A 19,115-nucleotide genomic window follows, 5' to 3' on the forward strand; every position below is an offset into this window, starting at 1 on the left:
AATGGGCAAGAATGCCTAATCGCCCATTTCATTGGAAAGCCCCATATTTGAAAAAAATTGCGATAGATTGCTGAAGATTGCCCATCACCCCATTTATTGCCACCCATTGCCCGAGAAACATCGATTTCCGATGATAAAATATGAGTTGTTGCCCGAACAACTGCTTCATGAGGGCACTTGTATCGGCGATAATTTCTATCGCCCAACATTACCGGATGATGACGATATTCTTGCAGCACACGATAGTGGGTACTACCAAAATCTGGTCAATTTAGCTCTCAAGCCCAGTGAGGTGCGAAAAATCGGTTTTCCGCTTTCTGATGCATTGGTACAGCGTGAGCGCATTATCGCTGATGGCACCATCAGAGGAAGTACGTTTGCCCTACGGCATGGTATCGCCATGAATATTGCTGGGGGCACGCACCATGCCTACAGCAATCGGGGCGAGGCCTTTTGTATGCTCAATGATCAGGCCATCGGGGCCAGGTATTTGCTGCGAACAGGCTTGGCCAAGAAAATATTGATCGTTGATCTAGATGTTCACCAAGGCAACGGCACCGCTGAGATTTTTCAGGATGATTCTGCCGTGTTTACTTTTTCAATGCATGGTCGGGGCAATTATCCCTTTAAAAAAGAATCGTCCGACCTGGACATACCCTTGGAAAAAGGCACTGATGACAAAACCTATCTTTCCATTCTAAAAGAAACGCTTCCTAAATTGATCGATCGTACAGCACCTGATTTTATCTTCTATCTCTGTGGCGTCGATGTATTGGCCACTGATAAATTGGGCACTTTGGGCATGAGTCTTGAAGGTTGTGCGGCCCGGGACCAATTTGTTTTGAAAATCTGCAAAATGAACGGAATCCCCGTTCAGTGCAGCATGGGCGGTGGTTATTCACAAGACATCAGAACCATTGTCGAAGCCCATGCCAACACGTTCAGGTCGGCACAGGAAATTTATTTTTAGCTTTACAGTTTCGTAACATACCATCCCTGATGAAAATTGTTTATCTGGCACTTTTTACATTGCTTTCGACAGCTATTTGCGCCCAAGGGCCTGAAAGCACAAAACAGAAGACCCTGTGGAACGATTTCACCTATGACATCGGCAATGTTTTTGGCGGTATGGGGCACTCGTACAGCAGGCCCTTTCACTGGAAAGGGAACGATTGGGCAAATTTTGGGTATCTCTCTGGGGGTACCCTTCTACTGGCCGCCATCGATGATGAATTTGACACTTGGGCAGACGGCTTTCGCGATGATGTGCCTGGTTTTATTACCGAGTACGGACACAAATACGGCAACCCGAACAACAATTATATGCTTACGGGAGGTGTCTATCTGGTCGGCCTGTTCACCAAAAATGAGAAACTCAGGCGAACCGGGGTATTATTGATTTCGTCGGCTACCGCAGGGGGACTTTTACAACAGGTCAGCAAACGAATCATCGGCCGGGCCAGACCCAGAAGTGGAGATTCTTCGAGCACCTTTGATCCCCTACATCTTGACAGGATCTTCAATTACGACTCCTTTCCCTCGGGGCATGCCATGTTGGCCTTCAGCAACGCCTATGTCATCGCCAAGCAATTTAAGAATCCGTGGATAAAGGCCGGATTGTACACTATTGGCTCGATTCCCGGTTTTGTAAGGGTCATCGACCGTTTTCACTGGATCTCTGATGTGGCCTTTAGCACGGTCTTGAGTATTTTCATCGTGGAGTCCATCGACCGGTACCTTGACAAAAAATACAGTGAAAAATACAATGCCGACACAAAAAAGCTGAGCTGGAACCTCACTTTTGGTCCAAATACCATGGGGTTTGTCGTTCAATTTTGAATTATCACAAATAAAGCTGAATTACCATATTCCCTTTTTGTAATTTTAGGGCATAAATATCAAAGCACCATGTTATCCAAAAAAGTCGAAAAAGCACTTAATAATCAAATTCGAATAGAAGCCGAATCATCTCAAGTCTATTTATCCATGGCCTCATGGGCCGAGGTAAAGGGTCTGGAAGGCGTGGCCGGATTCATGTACGGCCATTCAGATGAAGAGCGTATGCACATGCTCAAACTGGTCAAATACGTGAACGAACGGGGCGGTCATGCCATTATATCGGATTTAAAAGCTCCGGAAATCGATTTTGGCACTTTTCAAAAGATGTTTCAAAAACTCTATGACCATGAAATATTCGTTTCTCAGAGCATCAATGAACTTGTGCACATCACTCTAGAGGAAAAAGATTATGCCACGCACAACTTTTTACAGTGGTATGTCGCCGAGCAATTGGAAGAAGAGGCTTTGGCCCGAACGGTTTTAGATAAGATCAACCTCATCGGAAACGACAAGGGCGGTCTTTACCTCTTTGACCGTGATATACAGCAACTTACCGTTGAAAGTGCCGCCTCTGACACGCTTGGTGAATAATTGTTGACAACTACTTTATTTAGATTAATTTAAAATAACTATCTTTACCCATAGCAAGCATTGGTTGCATGGGCAAAATAAAGAAAGGAAAGAAAAAAGGGCTCAAGAAAAAGAAGAAAGCACTTCTTAAAGAGTTGGTGCCCGGCAATTGCAAGACCAGCTGCTGCAAGAAATATAAAAAGGGTGAGCAAAAACGCTGCAAACGCTGCCCCTGCTTTGATTTATTGAAAAAAGTGGCCTAATCGATCACCTTTGGTCGAATCAATTCTTTTTAAGGGATTTTTTGCCTGTTGTGGAAAAAGCCATTTCATCTTCCACTTCGCCATTGATCATGTAAAAAGAAGCCTTGCGGAAAAATTGGTCCCCATGCTGGCACTCAGACCCGCAAAAACGCAGATACTCACGGTAGGCATTGCCCTTGCTGTTCAAATAGATCTGATATGCCCGTGGATTTGTTTTCGATAAACGCTGCTCAAAAGCTTCTTGGTCGTTCCAGAAGTCAAGCTCATCTTCTATAGACATGGCAGGAAGTGATTGTTCGTAATGGGCATCTGCCTTTGCCAAAGCTGAATAAAAACTTTCATCTATGGCACGGTCATCCACTTGTGCCCATAGCCCGGCCGGAAGACACAGCAGAACGGCGATTTGGATGACAATGCGTTTCATAATCAAGCTTTGTTCATTAGACGACCAATAGGGTTTTTAGTTGCAATCATTTACCTTAAGTTATTGTTAAATTGCTGGTCTAAAAAAGAAAAGGGGCAAAATGCCCACTTTTATCGTTGTGCGCGAAAAACTTACTTGCCCAATAGCAGCAATTCATTGCAGCGTACCTCGGTGATATACCGTTTTTCACCGTCTTTGTTCTCATAAGAGCGATGGGTCAGTTTACCCTCTAGGGCCACTTGCTTGCCCTTGGTCAGGTAATTTTCAACGATCTCTGCCGTTTTGCCCCAGGCCACGATATTGTGCCATTGGGTCTCCTCTACCTTTTCGCCTTTGGCGTTTTTATAATATTCACTGGTGGCGATGGAAAACTTGGCGAGCTTGCTGCCGTTTTCCAAGGTTACGATTTCTGGGTCTTGCCCTAAGTTACCAATCAACTGTACTTTGTTTTTAAGTGCGTTCATCTTTCTGATTTTTATGGTTAAACAGTCAATGCCATCGAATGTCCCTCATCCGACAGGGCAAACATAGAACCAGTAAAAAGAAAGATTCGGTCAGGAATTATTTATTTTCGTTTGTAAACGTTTGTAGTCGTTTGAAAATGATTAAATCATTGATCTTCAAGATAGCAGTAATCTAAAACTTCTTCAGTTCGCCCGACTTCAACAGCCGTTTTGCGGTTCTCCAGAAATATTCAGAGGTAGGGTTGGGCTCCATGGCCTCGTCAGGTGATTCAAAATAAGAGGCCACCAATAGCTTTAAGAACTGCAGGGTGTCATTATCGCCCAAAAAATCTTCGTAGGCCATACTCCAGTCTTCAAACTCACGGGTATCGATCTTGCCATATGAAACCAATTCTACGGTATGGTGTCGATTATCTGACTTTATGCGATCGAACAGTTCAAGCACCTTGATTTGATTTCCCTCGAGATATTGTAAAAACTCTCCCTTATAGTAGATCAGACAGCCCGTAATATCGTTCTTGGCATTAAAATCACGTGCCTTTTCAAGCATTTCCGCTATTTCGATTTTTCGAAATGCCAGACTCGCAATCGATTTGTAGACCAAACAGAACATATATGGGCATTTTGACAAAAAAAGCTTAGAACCCTGTACTCTCTTAAAGATATGACATATTTGAATACAGTGGTCATAATGTTCATACCGAAGCAACAAAAATGTCATTGCACACCTTAGCTTCCTAACGAAAATGCTTATTTTTAGGCCTATTGAATTTGTGGTAATGCCGTATCAACTTATAGACAACATTGAAAAAAAACGGTATGAATTTCGCGTAGACGAACATACCCCCATAATCGAATACATCAAGACCAAAGACAAGATTTACCTTACCCATACCGAGGTGCCCAAAGGGTTGGAGGGAAAAGGCATTGGAAAGGAGCTGGTACGGCAAGCACTCGAAGACATCAAGGCCAAAGGGTTGACCCTTGTACCACTTTGTCCGTTCGTGGCCCTTTTCATTAAAAGGAACCCCGAGTACAAGGCCTTGGTGCTAAAGGGCATCAATATTGCATGATATGGAAAGAGAAATCGTAAAAGAATACAGTAAAGGTGATTTCACGGTCATCTGGAAACCCAAAAAATGCATCCATTCAGAAATCTGCTGGCGTACGCTTCCCGAAGTCTATGACCCAAAGGGAAAACCATGGATCAACCCAGAGAACGCCTCCGTTGAGGCATTGAAATCACAGATTGAAAAATGTCCTTCAGGGGCACTCACCTACTCGATAAAAGGAGAAACCGTTATGGAAGAACAAAAAGAGACCGAATGCACGGTCATTGAAAATGGGCCACTTCTGGTCAGCGGCATGTTAAAGGTGACCTTGGCCAATGGCACCATCGAAACCAAGAAAAGATCTACCGCTTTTTGCCGTTGTGGTGCATCGAACAACAAACCCTATTGCGACGGCACGCACAACAAAACCGGATTTAAAGGATAGCTAAGTGGAAAAGCACCGAAACCTTTCCGATATCGAGTTTTCAGCGCGCTTCGCCAATGCGACCTTGAGACCAGAACTCTTCACCCATGAGGCGCACCTGCGATTGGCATGGCTTTATATCAAAAATCATGGTTTAAAAACCGCTATTGATCTGGTCTGCACACAAATAAAACACTTTGCCGAATCAAACGGGGCCTTTGATAAGTTCAATAAGACATTGACCGTGGCCGCCATACGGGCCGTCTATCATTTTATGCTGAAGTCTGAATCAAGTACCTTTCATGGTTTCATCAACGAATTTCCGAGGCTGAAACACAATTTCAAAGCGTTGATGGCCGCGCACTACGGATTTGACATCTACCGTTCCCCAAAAGCAAAAAAAGAATATCTAGCACCTGACCTATTGCCCTTTGATTAATGTTTTGGGCCTTATGGGCTTTGTTCAGGTTTCGAGGGCATTCAAAAATTCTTCGACAGCGCGATAAAGATTCTCACCGGCCATGGCCATGGCCACATTCAAATCGGCAATACCCTTACTTACTTCAGAAACATGGGTCAAGCCCATTTTTTTTGCTTCATTTTCTGAAAGGGCAACGGCACCACAGAACGCTGCCACCGGAATATGCTGCTTTTGTGCCGATGCAATGACACCTCCTATGGTTTTCCCTGAAAGGGTTTGATCGTCCAACTTACCTTCTCCGGTAATGATCCAATCGGCATCTTTGATCTTGGCTTCGAAAGCTGCCATTTCTTTGACCAAATCGATCCCTGACAAGAGTTCAGCATTTAAAAAGGCTACGGCCCCTCCACCAAGTCCACCGGCAGCACCGGCACCGGGAATCTTCTGTAGATCGATCCCCATTTGTGAACGCACTATCGATGCAAAATGACGCAAACCGTCATCGAGTTCCTCAATTTCACTGGCCGAAGCCCCTTTCTGTTTGGCATACACCTTGGCAGCGCCATTTTCTCCATAGAAAGGATTATCGACATCACAGGCCACTTTCACCGAGATGCCCGAAAGTGATTTTTTGGGAGGGACTATGGCCACCACCTTGGCGAGGTTTTTTCCGATAGGGCTGAGGACTTTCCCGTCTTTGTCAAGAAAAGTATACCCTAAGGCTTGGGCCATGCCCATACCGCCATCATTGGTGGCACTGCCGCCTATCCCTAAAAAAATATGCTTTGCCCCTTTTTGAATGGCATCGGCAACTAGTTCACCAGTACCCAGCGTGGTCGTGAGCATACAATTCAACTCATGGGCCCCTAATAGTCGGTGACCTGATGCCTCAGCCATTTCGATAAAGGCCGTTTCTTTTTTACCTGAAAACAAGTAGTTGCACTCCATTGGCCGAAACAAGGGGTCGCTCACCGTACAACCGACAATCTCACCGCCTAGATACTGTTCGGCGACCTGAATGGTACCATCACCGCCATCGGCAAGGGGTACCTTTACAATTTCTGAACGGGGAAACCTTTCAGATACCGCTTTCTCGACAATGGTGCAAAATTCGGCCCCTGTCAATGAGCCTTTGAACTTATCGGGAGCGATGACAAACTTCATAACTAAAAGCAGCTGTTGTACCACGATAAAATACGGTTCTCATGGCTAAAAACAAAACCGTATTTTTGCTTTAAAACCTTACCATGAAAAATGTCTTTTTACTTCTTACACTGTTTGTTTTAGCCCCAACTGTTTTTTCACAGTCAAAAAATTTCTTGGATGTTCCCTATTTAGAGACCTCTGCAAGGGTCGATACCTTGGTGGCTCCCGATAAAATCTATCTGAGCATTACCATACAGGAAAAGGATTCGAAAGGAAGAAAATCTGTTGAAGAACAAGAGAACAAAATGGCCAAGAGCTTGACCGATCTGGGAATCGATGTAGACAAGCAATTGACCATTAAAAACTTGGCAAGCAATTATAAAAAGTACTTTTTAAGAAGTAAGGAGGTGCTTAAAAGCAAGCAATATTCCCTTTTGGTACATGATGGGTTAACCGCGGGAAAGGTCATGGCCGCCCTGGAAGATCTGGGCATAGCCAACACCTACCTTGAAAAGACCGAATATTCAAAAATGGATGAATTGGAGCTGGAACTCAAATCAAGGGCCGTCAAAAAGGCCAAGAAAAAAGCGGATGCCCTTACGGAGCCTTTGGGCCAAACCGTGGGCGTGGCCATACATATCGCCGACCATTCGCAGCCCTATTACCCCAGGTACAATCAGCCAAGAATGGAGATGGCAATGGCTAAAATGGATATGGCCGAACCTGAGCCTTTGGACATCGGTTTTGAAATGATCCGGGTAGAGGCCACCATAAATGTCAAGTTTGCCTTGTCTAATTAATGCCCTGTCATCCGTCTTCATACCAAAAGACATCATTATGAAAATTTTACCGTTTATTTTGTTATTGGGCCTTTCTTTCGGGCAAGCTCAAAACACCATACAATTGGCAGCGGGGCAGACTTCCCCCAAAGCCACTTTGAATCAGGTTTCTTGGCTAGTTGGCCATTGGCAGGGAGAGGCATTCGGCGGTATCGCTGAAGAAATTTGGAGTCCTCCCCTAGGTGAATCCATGATGTTCGTATTTCGATTGGTCAACGACGGCAAGGTTTCCTTTTATGAAAGCGGTCACATCAAACAGGTCGGGCCGACCCTTTTGATGCAATTGAAACACTTTCATGGAGATTTAAGAGGTTGGGAAGAAAAGGACGAAACCGTTGATTTCAAATTGGTAAAACTGGAAAAAAACAAAGTGTTCTTTGAAGGCCTCACCATTGAAAAGGTGACGGAAGATCGGGTCAAGTTTTATGTGCTCATTGAAGATGGCGATAAAATGGAAGAAATCGTTTTTAACTATGCCAGAGTGAGATAAGACAGGGGTGATCTTAGACTTCCATTTCAAAGTGTATGCTGCAATCTAAAAGCATCCTTTTGATTTCGGGTGCATCTCTACATAAACCGTGGGCATGAAAAATCATTATGCGTCCTTAATCCTGTCACTTGCACTTACTTTGGTTTCGTGTAATTCAGATGACAATTCGCCAACTTCAGATATTTGTGATTTTCTGGGCATTGTCAGCAACAGTCAATTCAATAACACGAATACTGACAACTATGTGATTCAAAGTGTTGATCTACAGGGAGATTGTTTGCAGATTGAAATAGCCAGCGGTGGTTGTGACGGGGATTCATGGAAGGTCAGGCTCATAGGAGCAGCCAATGTGGACGATTCCCTGCCGCCCATGCGCAGTATCATTCTAAGACTTGACAATCAAGAGTTGTGCGAGGCTTTTATCACGAAAACGTATTCTTTTGAACTGACACCTTTTCGAGATAGTGGCGACTCCATCCTACTTCGACTCGAAGGTTGGGAAGATCCCATTCTATATTCGTTCTAAGCGGTGCTCAGTCCAGTACCGAGAGTCCAGAATTGACCACCTTCTGTAGCTTGTCGGGGTTAGAATCCACTTTGGCCAACACCCGAATGCCATTGTAAAGGGCAAAGAGCATTAAGCCTACTTCTTGGGCATTTTTTGATGGGGAAAGTTCCCCAGTGTTGATTCCTTTTTGCACATAACCGATAAAGAGGTTTTCAACGGTCTCCTTGTTATCGAGAAGTGTCTGGAGCATCTTTTTATTTCCAGGAATCAGCTCTGTAGTGGTGTTCACCACAAAACAACCCTTACGGTTCTCATCGTTCACCGTTTCCTCAATGGCTTTGTCAAAGAGTTTTTTAAAGCCCATTTTGACCGATGGTTCGCCATCAAATAGCTGATGCAACCAGCCCCCCACGGCCTTTCGATAATGGGCAAAGGCCTTGTCGAACAGTTCTTCCTTTCCGCCAAAGGTATCGTACAGGCTAGCGCGGTTAATGCCCAAATGCAATACCAAATCTTGCATTGAAGTGGCGTGGAACCCTTTTTGCCAAAAGAGTTCCATCGCCTTGTTCAATATTTCTTCTTCACAAAATTGTTTGGGTCGTGGCATAATCTATCGTACCAAATGTATCCAAAAAACTACACTTGGGCGAAACCGCCATCAACGGGAATTTCAGCTCCCGTGATATAGCTACTGTCCGATGCGGCCAAAAACAATGCCGTAGTCGCCACCTCATCAGCGTTCCCAAATCGGCCCAGGCTCACCAACGAAGGAAAATTTGAGGCCATGGCATCAATATTCTCTTGGGGCACATTGTGCTTTCCATAGATCGGGGTATCAATCGGGCCAGGGGCAATGGCATTCACACGAATGCCCTTGGGGCCAAACTCTGCGGCCAAGGTTCGGGTCAATGAGCGCAACGCGGCTTTACTGGACGCATAGGCCGACATTCCTGCAAAACCTTTGATGTTCACCACAGAAGTGTTGAAAATAATGCTTGCCCCTTCGTTGAAGTGCTCGTTGGCCGCTTTGACCGTAAATAATGGGCCTCGTACATTAATGTCATATACCTCGTCAAAAATGGCTTCAGTCAACCCGTCAATGGTTTCCAAGCGAAAGATTCCAGCGTTCAGGAAGAGTACATCGATCTTGCCAAAGGCATCGACCGTAGTTTTTACCAGTTGCTCACTATCTGATACACTGGCGGCTTCTGCCTTTACCAAGAGATAATCCCCTGAAAGTTCAGGGGTAAGGGCGTCTAATTTTTCTTGGCTCCTACCGGTCAAAACGACTTTGGCCCCCTCTTGCAAAAAGAGCTTTGCCGTTTGTAGGCCCATGCCACTGGTGGCTCCGGTTATAATGGCCACTTTGTTTTCCAACTTTTTCATTTGATATACATATTTGGTTTAAATTTTTATTTTGGAACAATCATTCCAATACAAACATATTCATTTTAGAACGTTTGTTCCAAAACAAAATTCAACTTTAACAATATTTTAAAATTTTAGCGGCTGTTTCGTATCTTCCTCACTCAAAAATCCAACCTATGAAAACGCTACGATTGTTTCTGATCCTACTACTTGCCCTTCCCTTCTTTACCACTGCGCAACGAAGAAAAAAGAAGGAGACGAGCCCCGCCATTGTATTGAACGATTCTTTGTATTCTGGACTCAAATGGCGAAATATCGGTCCGTTTCGGGGTGGGCGCAGCGTGGCCTCCACCGGGGTCGTTGGCCAGCCCATGACCTATTACATGGGCACAACAGGCGGCGGTGTATGGAAAACCGTGGATGACGGCATTACTTGGAAAAATATTTCGGATGGCAAATTGAATACCGGAACGGTCGGTGCCATTGCGGTAGCAGAGAGCAATCCCAATCTTGTAGTGGTCGGTATGGGCGAACACGCCGCACGTGGTGTGATGACCTCTATGGGCGATGGGATCTACAAATCGACCGATGCAGGAAAAACATGGAAGCATATCGGTTTGGACGAAACCAGGCACATTTCTGATGTGATCGTCCATCCTACCGATCCAGATATTTTATTTGTAGCTGCCCAAGGGGCACAATATGGCCCTTCGCAACAGCGTGGCATTTATCGTTCAAAGAATGGGGGTGAAACCTGGGAACGCGTACTTTTTGTGGATTCAACCACAGGGGCTTCTTCCCTATCCATGGATATGAACAACCCCCTGATCCTTTATGCGGCAATGTGGCAGCACAGACGCTACTCCTGGACCATGGAATCGGGCGGGCCGTCTTCCGGCATCTACAAATCTACCGATGGGGGAAGCACATGGAAGCAGTTGAAAAAAGGACTTCCCAAAACATTCGGCAAAGCGGGCATTTCAGTATCACGGGCCAATTCAGAGCTGGTCTATGCCGTAATCGAGGCCGAAGGTGAAAAAGGCGGGGTGTACAAAAGTGTTGATGCGGGAAAAACGTGGAAACAGGTCAACAAAAATCGCATCAATATTGCCCGTTCATGGTACTATATGGAGATTTTTGCCGACCCCCAAGATGAAAATGTGGTCTATGTCTTGAACGCCCCAGTGACGAAATCCATCGATGGCGGTAAGACCTTTACCCCTCTGCCCACACCACATGGCGATAACCACCATTTATGGATCGACCCATATAACAATTCAAGAATGATCAACTCGAACGACGGGGGTGCCAATGTTTCAAACAACGGTGGAAAAAGTTGGAGCACCCAACAAAATCAAGCCACTTCCCAATTTTATCGGGTCATTACCGATAATTTGGTTCCCTATAATGTGTATGGAGGCCAGCAAGACAATTCGGCCATTGCCATTGCCAGCAGAACCAATGATGCCGGAATTGACTGGAAAGATTGGTATTCAGTGGCCGGTTGCGAGAGTGCGTATTTGGCCTTTGACCCCGATAACCCAGAAGTGGTCTATGGCGGTTGTTACCAAGGGATCATTGAAAAATGGATCAAAGCGTCACGCGAGGGCAAACCCATTAAGGCCTATCCTGAATTGGGTTTGGGCAAGGTGCCCAAGAACTTTAAATTTCGCTACAACTGGAATGCACCCATTATCAGCTCTCCCCATGACCGAAACACCATTTACCATGCGGGCAATGTGGTGTTCAAAACCACTGACGGAGGCCATAGTTGGCAAGCCATAAGCCCTGATCTGACCCGAAATGAAATCGAAAAACAAGGGCCAGGTGGTGGTCCCTATACCAACGAGGCCGCGGGTGGCGAAAACTACAATACACTAATGTATTTAGTCGAATCACCCCATGAAAAAGGTGTGCTGTATGCGGGCAGTGATGATGGGCTGGTGCACATTACCAAAGACGGTGGTGCCAATTGGGAAAACATTACCCCGCCCAACCTTGCCGAAGGTATTATCAATAGCATTGAGGTCTCGCCCCATGACCCCGCCACCGCCTATATCGCCGTGATGCGCTATAAGTTCTTGGATTTGAAACCCTACGTGTTCAAGACCACCGACTATGGCAAAACATGGACGAAGATCACCAACGGCATTACCGACAAGCATACTTTTGTGCGTGTGGTTCGTGAAGACAAAAAGAAAAAGGGATTGTTATACGCCGGTACCGAAACCGGACTCTATATTTCTTTGGACGATGGACAGAACTGGCAAAAGTTTCAGTTGAACCTGCCCGTGGTTCCCATCAACGATTTGATCATTCAAGACAATGATCTGGTAATAGCCACGGCCGGTCGATCGTTCTGGATCTTGGACGATGTAGGTGCCATACAGAACAGTTTCGATACAGCGGTGCAGCTAAAAATTGTGCAACCGAAACCAAGTTATCGCATTTTTGGTGGCAGTCCAGACAAACCTATTCCCGGTCTGGGGCAGAATCCGAAATCAGGGGTCACAATTGATTATTACCTTCCCAATAAACTGGACTCCATACCCTTGAAATTGGAGGTATTGCAAAACGGAAAAGTCATCAGAAGTTACACCAATCAAAAACCAAACGATTTTAAGTCTTGGCCCGGCGGCCCCCCAAAACCACAAGTACTTCCCTCAAAGAAAGGATACAATCGCTTTACTTGGGATTTTAGAAAAGAGGCCATCCCTACCATTGACAAAGTATTTGTGTTCGGGAATTATGCAGGTTCAAGGGTAGCTCCAGGCACTTATACCTTACGATTGAGTTTAGAGGGAGAAATCGTTGAAACCACCGCACAAGTGTTGGCAAACCCGAAAATAGAAGCCTCTCCGGCAGATTATACCGAGCAGCAGTCCGTACTGAACCAGATTGAAGCTACCCTAAAGACCATGCATACCGCCGTCAACCAAATGCGTTCGGCCAAGGGTCAATTAACCTCTTATAAAAACCTATTGAAAGACCGCGAAGATGTCAAAGAATTACTGGTCAAAGGAGATAGTTTGATGAAGCGGATCACCACATGGGAAGAACACCTTATTCAACCCAAACAGAAAACCTTTCAAGATGTGATCAACTTTCACAACCAACTCAATGCCGACTTCATGCATTTAAAGGGCTTTGTAGATGTCGCCGAACCCAAGGTGACCCAAGGGGTAAAAGAGCGTTTAAAGGATTTATTGCAGGCGTGGCAAACGTATGAAAATGAAAAGAACGCCATTGTACAAACCGAAATGGCTGCTTATAACCAGCTGTACAAATCGTTGAACCTGCCGGCCCTAATTATGGACAACAACTGATGAGGGTTTTTGTTGCGGACAAAAAGTACGTCAAGGAAGATTTTAGAACCCAGCGTCTTGCCAAGGGAGATTATGAAAATTGCCACTTTGAAGACTGCCTGTTTCAAGAAGGGTTTTTAGACAATCAGAATTTTGTGGAATGTCGTTTCGTGAACTGTGATCTGACCAATGTCAACATTGCCAATACCCAATTCAACGATGTGGTTTTCGAAGCGTGCAAATTGATGGGGATACATTTTGAGACTTGTGACCCTTTACTTTTGACACTTCAATTCAAAAAGTGTAATCTTTCATTGGCTTCATTCTATGAAATGGACATGCCCAATACGCGTTTTGAAAACTGCAAGTTGCATCAGGTAGATTTTACCATGACCAAACTTATGGCGTGTCTATTTCCAGAATGCGATATGAAAGGTGCCCTATTTGAAGGCGCTGATCTTGGTCGGGCCGATTTTACTTCTGCGGTCAATTTCAACATAGACCCGACAAAAAACAACATTAAAAAGGCGATCTTCAGTCAAAGTGGCCTTATCGGTTTGTTGAAAAAGTACGATATTGCCGTTGAATAAGGGGTGATGGAAATAAGAAGGTGTTTAGAGTGCGGAACCGAAATTCGGGGGCGGATAGACAAAAAATTCTGTTCTGACCACTGCCGTAATGCATATAACAACAAACTGAACAAAGACAGCAAAAACCTGGTGCGCAACATCAACAACCGCCTTCGTAAGAATTATCGCATATTGAACAGTTTTGAGCTCAAGGATGGAAAGACCCGTACCACCAAGACCAGATTGATGGACAAAGGGTTTGACTTTGAGTATGTCACCAACCTATATACCACCAAAAAGGGAAGTATATATTACTTTGTTTATGACCTAGGGTATCTGCCGTTGGACAATGATTATTATATGATCGTGAAAAGGGAATAAAAAACCGCTTCATATTTTCATAGAAGCGGTTTCTCATCAAATCTCTTTTAGGTCTGCTATTTCCAGTTTGCGCCGCTGAGTTTCAGTGCGGCAATCACCACATCTTTACGGCTGATCTGACCTACCAACAAATCATCTTTCATGACCGGAAGCCTTCTTCGGTTGTGTCTGTCAAAAACTCCGGCAGCATCAAAGATGCTCATATCGTGTGGTATGGTCTCAACGTTCTTGGTCATGTAGCGTTCCACGCTCTTGTCAAGAATGGGTTGATTGAAATAGCGACTCTCAGAAATTTGCTTCATGCAGTCGGCCTCTGAAATGATGCCGACCAGAAAACCATTGTCATCCATCACAGGGCCACCAGAGATATGGTGCTTTGCAAAAGCTTCCATTACCTCTAGTATGGACTGATCTGGTGAGAAGGTCACCAATTTTCTCGTCATATAGTCCTCAACCAAAATAGGAGCATCATATCCTTTTTTGGGATCGACTTTTGCTCTAGCGCCTTGAAAACTCTTGATACCCATGTTAATTTGGTTTAAGGGTGATTAATAAAGTTAGTGAATTTTAGCGAAATATTTAAATTTTTCCGTCCAAATATGCAAACCCTTTATATTTTTATATTCTCAATGCCAACTATTGCCAAATGAAGTTTTCTAGAACCTTAAGCCTATTATTGCTTGTCTTGGCTGTTTTTTGGAGCTACAGATCCCTAATGCCAAATGATCGGGGAACATCGACGGTCACAGAAAACAGTTTTTCAGTGAATCGGGCATTGGAGCATGTGAAGAACATTTCAAAGAATCCTCATGCGGTGGGCTTTCCCGCGCATGAAACGGTGAGGCAATATATTCTTGCAGAATTAAAGAAAATGGGGCTCGAAACGTTCACCCAAGAAGGCTATACGGCTGGCGATTGGGGCAATTTGAGCAAAGCGACCAATATACTGGCCCGGATCAAAGGGTCAGAAAACGGAAAAGCCCTATTGCTGCTAACGCACTACGATAGTAGTCCGCACTCATCATTGGGCGCCAGTGATGCGGGCAGTGGGGTAGCCACCATTCTCGAAGGGGCAAGGGCGTTCATCAATACGGGCAAAACACCCAAGAACGATATCATTATCCTCATATCTGATGCGGAAGAATTGGGCCTTAATGGTGCCGATCTCTTTGTCCACCGGCATCCTTGGGCCAAAGATGTCGGACTGGTATTGAATTTTGAGGCCCGGGGCAGTGGCGGCCCCAGTTATATGCTTATTGAGACCAATCGGGGCAATGGTAGGTTGATCAAAGAGTTCGTTGCCGCAAATCCGAAGTACCCTGTGGCCAACTCACTTGCCTACAGTATCTATAAAATGCTTCCGAACGATACCGATTTGACCGTTTTTAGGGAGGATGCCGATATTGAAGGCTTTAACTTCGCATTTATCGACGACCATTATGACTATCATACCGTTTTGGACAGCTATGAGCGGTTAGATAGAACCTCGTTGGCCCATCAAGGCAGTTACCTAATGCCCCTGTTGGCACATTTTAGTGATGCCGATCTGGGCAATTTAAAAAGTCTTGATGACCATATCTATTTCAATGTTCCTTTTTTCGGACTGGTAACTTACCCGTTTGAATGGATTTGGCCCATGTTGGCCTTGGCCATATTATCGTTTATAGCGCTCTTGATATGGGGGTTCAAAAAGGGAACGCTCGACCTCAAGTCACTGGCAATCGGATTTGTGCCCTTGCTCATTGCACTGCTCTTCAATGGCTTGGTGGCACATTTTGGTTGGCCTGCCCTAAAATGGTGGTATCCTGGATTTCAAGACATGTTGCACGGATTCACCTACAATGGCCATACCTATATTTTTGTCTATGTCTTTTTGGCCTTGGCCATTTGTTTTTTGGCCTATCACAAGGCACGTAAAATAAGTACTGCCAATCTTTTGGTGGCTCCTATACTCGTATGGCTCATCATTTGTACCTTGGCCAGTGTCTATCTAAAGGGCGCCAGCTTTTTTGTAGTTCCGGTGTTTGGTCTTTTGGCCGGGTTATGGGTGCACATCAACCAAAAACGGCCCAACCCCTTTTTATTGGTCTTTTTGGCATTGCCCGCTATTTTCATCTTTGCCCCGTTTGTGAAGATGTTTCCCGTGGGTCTGGGATTAAAAATGATCGCCGCAAGCAGCCTTTTTGTGACGTTGATTTTTGCCCTCTCATTACCTTTTCTTGCTGAGCTGAAGAACAAAATGCGTTATGGACTTCTCTTTTTGCTGCTCTTTGCGGTCTTTTCGATTGCAGCCCACATCAACTCTGGATTTTCCGAAGAGAATCCAAAACCGAGCAGTTTGCTGTATGTGTATGACATTGACCAAGAAAGTGCCAAATGGGCCACTTATGACAAACAGCTGATCGAGTGGAATGCCCAGTTTTTGGGAGATGGCAAACAGCAGGTTCAAAAAGATCAGGCCAAGACCCTCGCCAGCAAGTATAGCACAGGGTTTACCTATACCGCCCCTGCGCCCGTCAAATCATTGCCCAATGCCGACATTGAAATAACCAAAGACACCGTTATTGCCGACCAACGACAAATAGAAGTATGTTTTATCCCTAAACGCCAAGTGAACCGTTTAGATGTCTTCACCAATGAAATTTCCATAAAACAGGCCAAGGTCAATAACATTGAGCTGTCAGAGCACTATCTGAAAAACAGACGAAACGGCAAATTCGTCACACATTTCATTTCGAACAACGATTACACAGAAATCGAATTGGCCATACCCAAAGATTCAATACTTGAACTGGTCTTCTATGAAGCCTCAAATGACTTGTTGGACAACCCACAGTTCACGGTACCTGTTAGACCAGAAAGCAGTATTCCCATGCCCTTTGTACTCAATGATGCCATCATGACCATCAAAACCCTGAGGTTTGAATAAATCTTTGGGTATTTTGGGCTGTGGATGGTTGGGTCTGCCTTTGGCAAAGCATCTAAAGGCCAAAGGATATTCGGTAAGGGGCACAACAACCTCACAGCAAAAAGTTGAAAAGCTTAACAGATCAGGCATCGATTCGTTTTTGGTGATGCTTCACGAAGACGGGGTTCAAGGTCAAATCGAGGCCTTTTTATCCGATATGGACATTTTGATCGTTAACGTGCCCCCAAAGCTTAGATCTAGTTCTAGCGGAAATTATGTTGACAAAATGAAGCACCTGGTCAAAAAGATAGGGGCATTTGGCATCAAGCACGTTCTTTTTGTTAGCAGCACATCGGTCTATGGCAATGTTACCGGTGAAATCACAGAAGATACCCTACCAAGACCCATAACCGAATCGGGCAGGCAGTTGTTGGATGTTGAATCATTTTTGATGACAAAAAAGACCTTTACGACCACTATTATTCGCTTTGGCGGACTCATAGGGCCAAATAGGCATCCTGTCAATTTCCTTTCTGGAAAGGTAGATTTAAAAAATGGGGGAGAATTGATCAATCTCATTCACCTCGACGATTGCATCTACATGATTAGCAGCATCATTGAAAAAGAATATTGGAATGAAGTGTTCAACGGAGTCTATCCATACCACCCAAATAAAGCGGATTACTACCATGATGAAGCTAAAAAGAAAGGATTACAACCACCATTGTACCGGGAAAAACCCTTGAAAAATTCGAAAAAGACAATAATTAACAAGAATTTTCTTAATAAAGGATTGCGTTTATACACCCCTATTGCTTCTTGATTCACCACACAAAAAACATCATTTACAACAATTAAGGTTTTTTTATGTTAATTATATCATTGAATTTCAGCAAGTTATGAATTAAGTGCTTACCTTTAAACTACTATTTATAAAAGGTATGGCCATGGAAACTTCAAGATTGACTACGAGAATCTTGATGGAAACGGAAAAATTGATCATGCAGAGTTGTGCTTCGGATACCTTCGACAAGAAGTCAACCGATTTGCACAAACTTATCATCAAGAAGCACTACAATGCTGCTGATGTTGCCATTGATTATGTTCGGCACCGCATCAATATGGATGTCATTATCAGCGAGGAAGACTACGACCCCAAAACGGTCAATCTTGCCCTTGCCACCGTGCCAGTGAACATTTTTTTCAAAAATCTATGTGACTTTTTGAAATCTTGCCTTGAAAAAGATGTCAAGAGCTTGGCATTCTATTCAAGAATATTGATGCAGTATACCAACAAGAATATGGCATTGCATGCCTTTTGAATTAACTTAAAAATTGTATGAAAAAGATGCGCTAGGCATCTTTTTTTGTTTTAAGGTTTAGCATTTTGTTTGGAATCCGTAGAAGAAAAATATGTAGTTTTGCCGCACTAAATCGAGATTCTTATGAAGAGATTTGCATTTACCACTATACTGATCTTCACTGGTTTTTGGGGTTGGTCACAAACCAACGAAGCCCTAAAAGTACATTACGAAAACTTTTACAATGAAATGCGGCTTCAAGGTGATGTCAATGGCATCATAAATGCTTTGACCCATTTGAACGTTATTGCACCCTCACAACAACGAAAAGATACGCTGGCCTATGTATATATGAACAACAATCAGCACATGCAGGCCCTAAACACGATAGGAATCGACAAAAATGAAAATGATTCCGATTTGGCGGTACAGGTAAAAGCGGTATCATTGAAAGCCTTAAACCAACCCAAAAGGGCTTTGGAGCAATTTGAGATCTTACATAAGCGCAACCAAAACCCCTATTTAGCCTATGAATTGGCAGACTTGAAAATACAAACTGGTGACAATCAGGGAGCTGCTGCCAATATTGAATATGGCATCGCCAATTCAAAAGATGATATGAAATACGCTTTTTTTGAACGCCAACAACCCTATGAGGTACCTTTAAAAGCGGCTTTTTACCACCTTCAAGGTCTCATGCAGTACAATATTGATAAAGACGATATTGACAAAGCCATTGCCTCAATAGATGAAGCTCTTAAGCTAGACCCCAACTTTAATTTGGCCAGCCTGAGCAAACAAGCCCTGCAATCACGTAAGTCACCTGCTGAAACTGAAGAATAG

General features: G+C 44.2%; 24 protein-coding genes. 17 read left to right on the forward strand and 7 right to left on the reverse strand.

All coding sequences use genetic code 11. The annotated features are described in order from the left end of the window. The first annotated feature begins 67 nt into the window (after window positions 1-67). The 4 genes from L0P89_RS05750 to L0P89_RS05765 all read left to right on the forward strand — a co-directional run bounded on the left by L0P89_RS05750 (window position 68) and on the right by L0P89_RS05765 (window position 2,672). A complete protein-coding gene (locus L0P89_RS05750; protein ID WP_235267453.1) occupies window positions 68-970 on the forward strand; it encodes a histone deacetylase in 903 nt (300 codons plus the stop codon). A 29-nt stretch (window positions 971-999) separates the two neighbouring features. Next, window positions 1,000-1,839, forward strand: coding sequence for a phosphatase PAP2 family protein (locus tag L0P89_RS05755; protein ID WP_235267454.1), 840 nt, complete (start codon window positions 1,000-1,002; stop codon window positions 1,837-1,839). Between the two features lie 69 nt (window positions 1,840-1,908). After that, window positions 1,909-2,430, forward strand: coding sequence for a ferritin (locus L0P89_RS05760; RefSeq protein WP_235267455.1), 522 nt, complete (start codon window positions 1,909-1,911; stop codon window positions 2,428-2,430). Window positions 2,431-2,498: 68 nt separating this feature from the next. After that, on the forward strand, window positions 2,499-2,672 hold the full coding sequence (locus tag L0P89_RS05765) for a hypothetical protein (RefSeq protein WP_235267456.1): 174 nt from the start codon (window positions 2,499-2,501) through the stop codon (window positions 2,670-2,672). 19 nt (window positions 2,673-2,691) lie between these two features. Here the strand turns inward: L0P89_RS05765 and L0P89_RS05770 are convergent, their stop codons facing one another. The 3 genes from L0P89_RS05770 to L0P89_RS05780 form a co-directional block, all read right to left on the reverse strand. Beyond that, complete coding sequence (locus tag L0P89_RS05770) at window positions 2,692-3,096, reverse strand: hypothetical protein (RefSeq protein WP_235267457.1); 405 nt, start codon at window positions 3,094-3,096, stop codon at window positions 2,692-2,694. A gap of 131 nt (window positions 3,097-3,227) precedes the next feature. Further along, window positions 3,228-3,560, reverse strand: coding sequence for a single-stranded DNA-binding protein (locus tag L0P89_RS05775; RefSeq protein ID WP_235267458.1), 333 nt, complete (start codon window positions 3,558-3,560; stop codon window positions 3,228-3,230). 172 nt (window positions 3,561-3,732) lie between these two features. Then, window positions 3,733-4,173: a BLUF domain-containing protein gene (locus L0P89_RS05780; protein WP_235267459.1), complete on the reverse strand. Its 441-nt coding sequence runs from the start codon at window positions 4,171-4,173 to the stop codon at window positions 3,733-3,735. Between the two features lie 133 nt (window positions 4,174-4,306). Here L0P89_RS05780 and L0P89_RS05785 point away from each other — a divergent pair, with 133 nt between their 5' ends. Genes L0P89_RS05785 through L0P89_RS05795 form a run of 3 tightly spaced genes read left to right on the forward strand, consistent with a single transcriptional unit; the run spans window position 4,307 to window position 5,475 of the window. Continuing rightward, complete coding sequence (locus tag L0P89_RS05785; protein ID WP_235267460.1) at window positions 4,307-4,633, forward strand: GNAT family N-acetyltransferase; 327 nt, start codon at window positions 4,307-4,309, stop codon at window positions 4,631-4,633. Window position 4,634: 1 nt separating this feature from the next. Then, complete coding sequence (locus tag L0P89_RS05790; RefSeq protein ID WP_235267461.1) at window positions 4,635-5,057, forward strand: (4Fe-4S)-binding protein; 423 nt, start codon at window positions 4,635-4,637, stop codon at window positions 5,055-5,057. Window positions 5,058-5,061: 4 nt separating this feature from the next. Continuing rightward, window positions 5,062-5,475, forward strand: coding sequence for a hypothetical protein (locus tag L0P89_RS05795; protein ID WP_235267462.1), 414 nt, complete (start codon window positions 5,062-5,064; stop codon window positions 5,473-5,475). A gap of 24 nt (window positions 5,476-5,499) precedes the next feature. On the opposite strand, the gene L0P89_RS05800 is transcribed toward L0P89_RS05795, so the two are convergent. Next, window positions 5,500-6,621 (reverse strand): glycerate kinase, encoded by a 1,122-nt coding sequence (locus L0P89_RS05800; protein ID WP_235267463.1) that lies wholly within the window; start codon window positions 6,619-6,621, stop codon window positions 5,500-5,502. A gap of 83 nt (window positions 6,622-6,704) precedes the next feature. On the opposite strand from L0P89_RS05800, the gene L0P89_RS05805 reads away from it, so the two are divergent. The 3 genes from L0P89_RS05805 (at window position 6,705) to L0P89_RS05815 (ending at window position 8,458) form a co-directional block, all read left to right on the forward strand. Continuing rightward, window positions 6,705-7,403, forward strand: a complete 699-nt coding sequence (locus L0P89_RS05805) for an SIMPL domain-containing protein (protein WP_235267464.1) — start codon at window positions 6,705-6,707, stop codon at window positions 7,401-7,403. 37 nt (window positions 7,404-7,440) lie between these two features. Further along, entirely contained in the window at window positions 7,441-7,932 is a 492-nt protein-coding gene (locus tag L0P89_RS05810; protein WP_235267465.1) for a DUF6265 family protein, read from the forward strand. A gap of 94 nt (window positions 7,933-8,026) precedes the next feature. Further along, window positions 8,027-8,458 (forward strand): hypothetical protein, encoded by a 432-nt coding sequence (locus tag L0P89_RS05815; protein ID WP_235267466.1) that lies wholly within the window; start codon window positions 8,027-8,029, stop codon window positions 8,456-8,458. A gap of 7 nt (window positions 8,459-8,465) precedes the next feature. On the opposite strand, the gene L0P89_RS05820 is transcribed toward L0P89_RS05815, so the two are convergent. Beyond that, on the reverse strand, window positions 8,466-9,047 hold the full coding sequence (locus L0P89_RS05820; RefSeq protein ID WP_235267467.1) for a TetR/AcrR family transcriptional regulator: 582 nt from the start codon (window positions 9,045-9,047) through the stop codon (window positions 8,466-8,468). Between the two features lie 29 nt (window positions 9,048-9,076). Next, window positions 9,077-9,826, reverse strand: coding sequence for an SDR family oxidoreductase (locus L0P89_RS05825; RefSeq protein WP_235267468.1), 750 nt, complete (start codon window positions 9,824-9,826; stop codon window positions 9,077-9,079). A 158-nt stretch (window positions 9,827-9,984) separates the two neighbouring features. On the opposite strand from L0P89_RS05825, the gene L0P89_RS05830 reads away from it, so the two are divergent. The 3 genes from L0P89_RS05830 to L0P89_RS05840 are packed head-to-tail and all read left to right on the forward strand — an operon-like array spanning window position 9,985 to window position 14,063. Beyond that, window positions 9,985-13,134 (forward strand): VPS10 domain-containing protein, encoded by a 3,150-nt coding sequence (locus tag L0P89_RS05830; RefSeq protein ID WP_235267469.1) that lies wholly within the window; start codon window positions 9,985-9,987, stop codon window positions 13,132-13,134. Then, window positions 13,134-13,703: a pentapeptide repeat-containing protein gene (locus L0P89_RS05835; protein ID WP_235267470.1), complete on the forward strand. Its 570-nt coding sequence runs from the start codon at window positions 13,134-13,136 to the stop codon at window positions 13,701-13,703. Before L0P89_RS05830 ends, L0P89_RS05835 begins: the two co-directional genes overlap by 1 nt. 6 nt (window positions 13,704-13,709) lie before the next feature. Continuing rightward, complete coding sequence (locus L0P89_RS05840) at window positions 13,710-14,063, forward strand: hypothetical protein (RefSeq protein ID WP_235267471.1); 354 nt, start codon at window positions 13,710-13,712, stop codon at window positions 14,061-14,063. A gap of 56 nt (window positions 14,064-14,119) precedes the next feature. Here L0P89_RS05840 and L0P89_RS05845 read toward each other — a convergent pair whose 3' ends face one another. Further along, window positions 14,120-14,590, reverse strand: a complete 471-nt coding sequence (locus tag L0P89_RS05845) for a CBS domain-containing protein (protein WP_235267472.1) — start codon at window positions 14,588-14,590, stop codon at window positions 14,120-14,122. A 119-nt stretch (window positions 14,591-14,709) separates the two neighbouring features. Here L0P89_RS05845 and L0P89_RS05850 point away from each other — a divergent pair, with 119 nt between their 5' ends. The 4 genes from L0P89_RS05850 to L0P89_RS05865 all read left to right on the forward strand — a co-directional run bounded on the left by L0P89_RS05850 (window position 14,710) and on the right by L0P89_RS05865 (window position 19,115). Beyond that, a complete protein-coding gene (locus L0P89_RS05850; protein WP_235267473.1) occupies window positions 14,710-16,992 on the forward strand; it encodes a M28 family peptidase in 2,283 nt (760 codons plus the stop codon). Further along, complete coding sequence (locus L0P89_RS05855) at window positions 16,985-17,794, forward strand: NAD(P)H-binding protein (RefSeq protein WP_235267474.1); 810 nt, start codon at window positions 16,985-16,987, stop codon at window positions 17,792-17,794. The genes L0P89_RS05850 and L0P89_RS05855 overlap by 8 nt, the downstream gene beginning before the upstream one ends. 124 nt (window positions 17,795-17,918) lie before the next feature. Continuing rightward, window positions 17,919-18,293, forward strand: a complete 375-nt coding sequence (locus tag L0P89_RS05860; protein WP_235267475.1) for a hypothetical protein — start codon at window positions 17,919-17,921, stop codon at window positions 18,291-18,293. A gap of 123 nt (window positions 18,294-18,416) precedes the next feature. Continuing rightward, on the forward strand, window positions 18,417-19,115 hold the full coding sequence (locus L0P89_RS05865) for a tetratricopeptide repeat protein (protein WP_235267476.1): 699 nt from the start codon (window positions 18,417-18,419) through the stop codon (window positions 19,113-19,115).

This window comes from Muricauda sp. SCSIO 65647 (genome assembly GCF_021534965.1).
Taxonomy (GTDB): Bacteria; Bacteroidota; Bacteroidia; order Flavobacteriales; family Flavobacteriaceae; genus Flagellimonas_A.